This window comes from Hyphomicrobium sp. (assembly GCF_035572195.1).
Classification (GTDB): Bacteria; Pseudomonadota; Alphaproteobacteria; order Rhizobiales; family Hyphomicrobiaceae; genus Hyphomicrobium_B.
This window is the reverse complement of record NZ_DATNBA010000103.1, coordinates 1-5,674: the sequence shown is the minus strand read 5'-3', so window position 1 is coordinate 5,674 and position 5,674 is coordinate 1. Positions and strand designations below refer to the sequence as shown.

4 protein-coding genes and 1 pseudogene are annotated in these 5,674 nt (G+C 62.2%); 2 read left to right on the top strand and 3 right to left on the bottom strand.

Translation table 11 applies throughout. The annotated features are described in order from the left end of the window. Positions 1 to 747 (top strand): annotated as a pseudogene (locus tag VN623_RS08665) (glutamate synthase subunit alpha); the annotation flags it as partial. A gap of 96 nt (positions 748 to 843) precedes the next feature. Then, positions 844 to 2,283: a glutamate synthase subunit beta gene (locus VN623_RS08660; protein ID WP_325570126.1), complete on the top strand. Its 1,440-nt coding sequence runs from the start codon at positions 844 to 846 to the stop codon at positions 2,281 to 2,283. A gap of 51 nt (positions 2,284 to 2,334) precedes the next feature. Here the strand turns inward: VN623_RS08660 and VN623_RS08655 are convergent, their stop codons facing one another. From VN623_RS08655 to VN623_RS08645, 3 genes are all read right to left on the bottom strand, one after another. Beyond that, positions 2,335 to 3,720 (bottom strand): SGNH/GDSL hydrolase family protein, encoded by a 1,386-nt coding sequence (locus VN623_RS08655; protein ID WP_325570124.1) that lies wholly within the window; start codon positions 3,718 to 3,720, stop codon positions 2,335 to 2,337. 45 nt (positions 3,721 to 3,765) lie between these two features. Then, positions 3,766 to 5,040, bottom strand: coding sequence for a lytic murein transglycosylase (locus tag VN623_RS08650; RefSeq protein ID WP_325570121.1), 1,275 nt, complete (start codon positions 5,038 to 5,040; stop codon positions 3,766 to 3,768). A gap of 76 nt (positions 5,041 to 5,116) precedes the next feature. Further along, positions 5,117 to 5,674 (bottom strand): NAD-dependent epimerase/dehydratase family protein (locus VN623_RS08645; RefSeq protein WP_325570119.1); only part of this gene is annotated, 558 nt, incomplete at its 5' end.

The window sequence follows — 5,674 nt, the reverse complement described above, 5'->3', positions numbered from 1 at the left end:
ATCTGGCTGTCACTGAAGGGCACCGCGGGGCAGGCGTTCGGCGCTTGGCTGGCGCATGGCGTGACGCTGGACCTTGTCGGCGAAGCCAACGACTACGTCGGTAAGGGCCTCTCGGGCGGCAAGCTGATCGTCAGACCCGATCCCAAGTCCGGCATCACGCCGGAAGAAAGCATCATCGTTGGCAATACGGTGCTCTACGGTGCCATCAACGGCGAATGCTATTTCCGTGGCGTCGCCGGCGAGCGGTTCGCCGTCAGAAATTCCGGCGCCTATGCCGTTGTCGAAGGCACCGGCGATCACGGCTGCGAATATATGACCGGCGGCGTCGTCGTCGTGCTCGGCCCCACGGGCCGCAATTTCGCGGCCGGCATGTCGGGCGGCATCGCCTACGTGCTCGACGAGAAGGGCGACTTCGAAGCCCAGCTCAACAAGGACATGGTGCAGCTCGAAGCGCTCACCGCCGATCCGGGCTCGCTCGCGGAGCTTGCCCAGCAAGGCGGCGAAGTTGCGGTTGCCTTGCAAAGCGTCATGGTCGATTTGCGCCAACAGGACGCCGAGCGCCTGCACACGCTCATCTCGCGGCACGCGCGCTATACCAACTCGCGCCAGGCGCAGGCGATCCTGAAAGACTTCGCGACCTATCTGCCGAAGTTCAAGAAAGTCATGCCCGTCGAATATCGCCATGCGCTCGCCGAACTCGCGAAAGCGCGCGAAACGAACCTCGAGGCGGCGACCTCAGCTAAGTAGCCGCCAAGACCGTCCTAACCCGTCCCAAGGGTAAAGCCGGATCACTGAAACCGGGCGAAGCTCGAATAGTCACGAATTGGACGAAGAGAAAGACGAATGAGCAAGCTAAGGGGGTTTTTGGAGATCGACCGCGTCGACCGGAAGTATAAGCCGGTCGAAGAGCGCATAAAGCACTACAAGGAATTCACCATTCCGCTGGCCGAGCCTGAGGTCAAGAAGCAGGCGGCTCGCTGCATGGATTGCGGAATTCCCTATTGCCACACGGGCTGCCCGGTCAACAATCAGATCCCCGATTGGAACAACCTCGTCTACAGCGGCGACTGGAAAGAAGCCGCTGAGAATCTGCATTCGACGAACAACTTTCCGGAAGTGACCGGCCGCATCTGCCCGGCGCCGTGCGAAGCGTCCTGCACGCTCAACATCGACGACAACCCGGTGACGATCAAAACGATCGAATACTCGATTGCCGAACGCTCTTGGGATGAAGGCTGGACACGTCCACTGCCACCCGAACACAAGACCGGCAAGAGCGTCGCCATCATCGGCTCAGGTCCGGCGGGTCTCGCCGCTGCCCAGCAGCTGGCGCGAGCCGGGCACGATGTGCACGTCTATGAGAAGAACGCGAAGCCCGGCGGCCTGCTCGTCTATGGCATCCCCGATTTCAAGATGGAAAAGGCAGTCATCGCGCGGCGCGTCAAGCAGATGGAAGCCGAGGGCGTAACCTTCCATTGCGGCTTCCATGTCGGCCAAGATCTTTCGGCGAAGGAACTTGAAAACAAGCACGATGCCGTGCTGCTCGCGATCGGCTCCGAACAGCCGTTCGACTTCTTCGCCAAATCACCGGGACGCGACCTCGACGGCCTCCACTACGCGATGGATTTCCTGCCGCAGCAGAACCGCCGTGTTTCTGGCGAGCCGCAGAAGCCCAAGACGAAAGAGATTTCGGCCAAGGACAAGCACGTCATCGTCATCGGCGGCGGCGACACGGGCTCCGACTGCATCGGCACGTCGTTCCGGCAAGGTGCCAAGAGCGTCACGCAGCTCGAAATCATGCCGCAACCGCCGAAGAAGGAAAACAAGGCGCTATCCTGGCCGCACTGGCCGCTGAAGCTGCGCGTTTCGTCTTCACAGGCGGAAGGCGCGAAGACCGAATATTCGATTTCGACGGCGGGCTTCTCAGGCGAAGGCGGCAAGGTGAAGAAGCTGCATTACACGCGCGTTGACGGCAACCTGCAGCCGATCAAGGGGTCGGAAGGCGCGCTCGACGCAGAACTCGTGCTGTTCGCGATGGGATTTTCCGGCCCGGTCGAAAGCGATGTCATCAAAGAGCTGCAGCTTCCCGTCGTGCCGCGTGGCCGCTTCAAGGGGCTCGATGCGACGGACAAGGAGTACAAGCTTGCCGCTTCGCCGAAGCTGTTCTGCGCCGGCGATATCCGCCGCGGCCAGTCGCTGGTCGTCTGGGCCATTCGCGAGGGCCGTCAGGCAGCCCATGCGATCGACAAGTTCCTGATGGGAACGACGGCGCTGCCGCGCTAGCGATCAGCCCTCACGTCATGACCGCCCGCATATAGCAGCCTAAAATTGAATTCAGCCGCGCGGCGGCTCGGCGGGCTTTGCCTCGCTCGTAGTGTTGTTTTTCGGCGGCCACGTCACGTCGTCGGCGCGGCCGGGCTTCGGCTGCAGGCGCTCGCCCTTGACGAGCAGCCGGAAGTAGGGCGCCTGCGTCGGCGAAAGCTTGCCGCGATCTTTGCCGTCCGACGGCGTGATCGAACTCATCAACGTCAATCCGCCGGCTATCTGATCGACCAGAAGATCGCCGCGCTGGCCCGAGCCCTCGCGGCGGGCCATCAGCGCCACGACGGATGCCGGGATTGCGGGCCGCAGAATTTCGATCGTCTGTGTTTCTTCGCGGCCGTTGCTGCCGGCGACCTTCAAAACGATCTTGCCGTTGTCACTCTTCTGATCGCCGGAGGCGGTGCTCGTCGACGACGGCGGCGTACCGTCAAGCGACAAGCCGCGAACCACGGGCGCTTTTCCGCCCTCCTGCTTGCCTGAGGCTACCGGCGAAGACGGTGCAGGCGTTTTGACTGTATTGCCAGGATTGATCTTCGCCTGCTCGGGCTCGGCACCGAGCAACGGGATGTTACGGTTGGCCTTGGCCTGCATCAGATCGGATCTCAGGTCCTTCTCAACAAAATGCGCCAACTTGCGATTGCCGACGTCCGTGAAGTTGACGCCGTCGCGCAATCGCAGCAGACGAATGGCGCCTTCGAGGTCGGGGCCGTAAGCCGAGTAACCGCCGTTGTCGCCGCTGAAACCTTGAAAGGTATCAATGTATTTGTAGCCGTTGAGATAGGCGCGCTCGCGCATCACGTCATTCATGCGTTGCACCAGTTCGTTGTCGCCGCGCGCCAGCGTCGGCAAACCAACCCAGTAGACGCCGGCGCTCTGGCGTTTGAACGTACGCATCAGGCGGTCGATGCGCCGGGTATATTCTGTGATCCATTGGTCACTGCCCATCGCGATCCGCTTGCCGTCGGCGCCTCTGATCGAAATGCGATCGTTCTCCCCGACCATCACGATCGCGATGTTAAACGGCTGTGCGCCGATCGCCTTTTCGAGCGCTGCCACCTTGGCTTCAAAACCGGAACCGGCAACGCTCCAAATCGGGCTCACCTGGCGCTGGATGTTCAGCCGGACGTCGGCGTTGAAGGCCTGTATAAGGCCGCCGAGCAATCCGTCGGCGAACGCATCGCCGAAAACAGTGACTTGATAGACATCGTTGTCCGGGAACGACGTCAGAAACGTGCCGCTGCGATCATCGTCACCGGCGCTCGCCGGAGCAACCAACGCGAGCATCAGCAGCGCCAGCAATGAAGCGGTCCAGAAGCCGATCCGTTTCAAATGGACTTTCATCCGGTCGCGGTGCCTTTGGCGAGAGACTTTCAGCGTCGAGAGAACGATATTGCGCACGCACCATACAGCGTCGCGGCGCTCGCTCCAACGCCTCAGCGGCCGTCAGCGCTCGGCCTTTGAACTGGCGTGCGCAAGCACGCCATCAGACGGCCAGCAGTCGATCTTAAGCCCATTGGCCTTCTGATAAATGCCGATCTGCTTTCGCGTGTTCGAGCCAATCTTGCCGTCGATCTTGTCCATCGGATAGCCGAGCGCTTTCAGCCGAACCTGCAAACCGTGCACGGTTTGCGTTTTGGGCTGAGCGAACGATTTCCACGGCGTCGCGAAGTCGCCGCCGCCCCGGATGAGATCCGAGAGATGTCCGACAAACAGGGCATAGAGGTCGGATGTGTTGTAGAGGCGGATGACGCGAAAATTCTGAGCTGCCAGGAACGCCGGCCCATAGGCGCCGGCCGGCATCATCAGGTAGGCATCCTCCTTGAGCTGAGCCGCAGTGAAGCGCGGACCGCTAGCTTTGGTGAAACCCATACGAACCCAATCGGCGATCGGCCGTGCATCGGGCGGGCCTTCGAGCGAGCAATCGGCTTTGGGCGGCGCGATCACCTCGTATCCCCAGCGCGCGCCGCGCACCCAGCCTTTGCCTTCGAGTTGTCGAGCCGTGAACGCAAGAGCATCGGCGACCGAGCGCCATAAGTCGATCTTGCCGTCGCCATCGCCGTCAGTGGCGTACTTGAAGTATTCCGTCGGCATGGCCTGCGTCAGACCGACGGCTCCCGCCCACGATGATTTCATATCGGAACGTGGAATGCCGGACTGAAGCATTTTCAGCGCTGCGAGAAGTTCTTCGCGAAATTTGTCCTTGCGCTTGCCCGTGTAGGCCAAAGTCGCCAGCATGCGAATTGCGTCGTTCGACGCATGATAGGTTCCGTAAGCTGACTCACGGCCCCAGACGGCGACAAGCGTGTAACGGTCGACGCCGGTCAGGCCTTCGATGCGTTCGAGCGCCGCTTTGTGCTGAGCCAGAAATGCGCGACCCTGCACCGCGAGCTTATCGAGATAATCCTTCGACAAATAGTCGGCGGCGGTTTTTGTGAATTCCGCCTGCCCGTTGTTGTCGACCTTCGGGCGACTGGGAAGATCGAGATCGGGTATCGAGTAGTCGGGCTCGACCCCGGCAAAGGCTGCGTCGAACGTTTTGCGCGTGATGCCCTGGGCTTTGGCGTCCGGCCAAAGGCTTTCGACGAAGGCGTGGAAATCTCGCGCAGATGCAGCGTTCGCGACCGTGCCGCCGCCCGCAAATATCGCGAATGAGAGGCACGCCGCCTTGAGAAGATCGAGGCATCTGCCGCTCGACGGCATTGCTGCGCTGTTCTTCATTGGATCTCCCGTGTCCGCGCCCGAGCGAACCGCCATGCGAAGCCGCATGCGCGGATTTCAGGGCATTTTTGCGGCCTCAGGCCGTCGCGGGCTCGGCTTTGAGCTGATCAACGCGCTGTTCCCAGGCGAGCGCCTGCGCCACGATCCGATCGAGATCGTCGTGCTCGGGCTGCCAGCCGAGCTCGCTGCGGATTTTGGCCGACGCCGCGACGATCGCAGCCGGGTCGCCGGCGCGCGGCGGCGACAGCACGACCTTGAAATCGACGCCGGAGACGCGCTTCACGGCCGCGATGACCTCGTGCACCGAGTAGCCCTTTGAGTAGCCGCAGTTGAAGATTTCGGATGCGCCTCCGCGTCGGAGATACTGAAGCGCCACCGAATGGGCGCGGGCGAGGTCGCTGACCTGGATGTAATCGCGGATGCAGGTGCCGTCGGGGGTGGGGTAGTCGGTGCCGAAGACGCTCACCGACTCGCGGCGGCCGAGGGCGACGGCCAGGACGTTCGGGATGAGGTGGGTCTCCACGGCGTGCCGCTCGCCGTAGACGCGCCCGTCGGCCGCGCTGTAGGCGCCTGCCACGTTGAAGTAGCGCAGGCTCACCGCGCCGAGGCCGTGCAGGCCGGCGAAGGCCGTCAG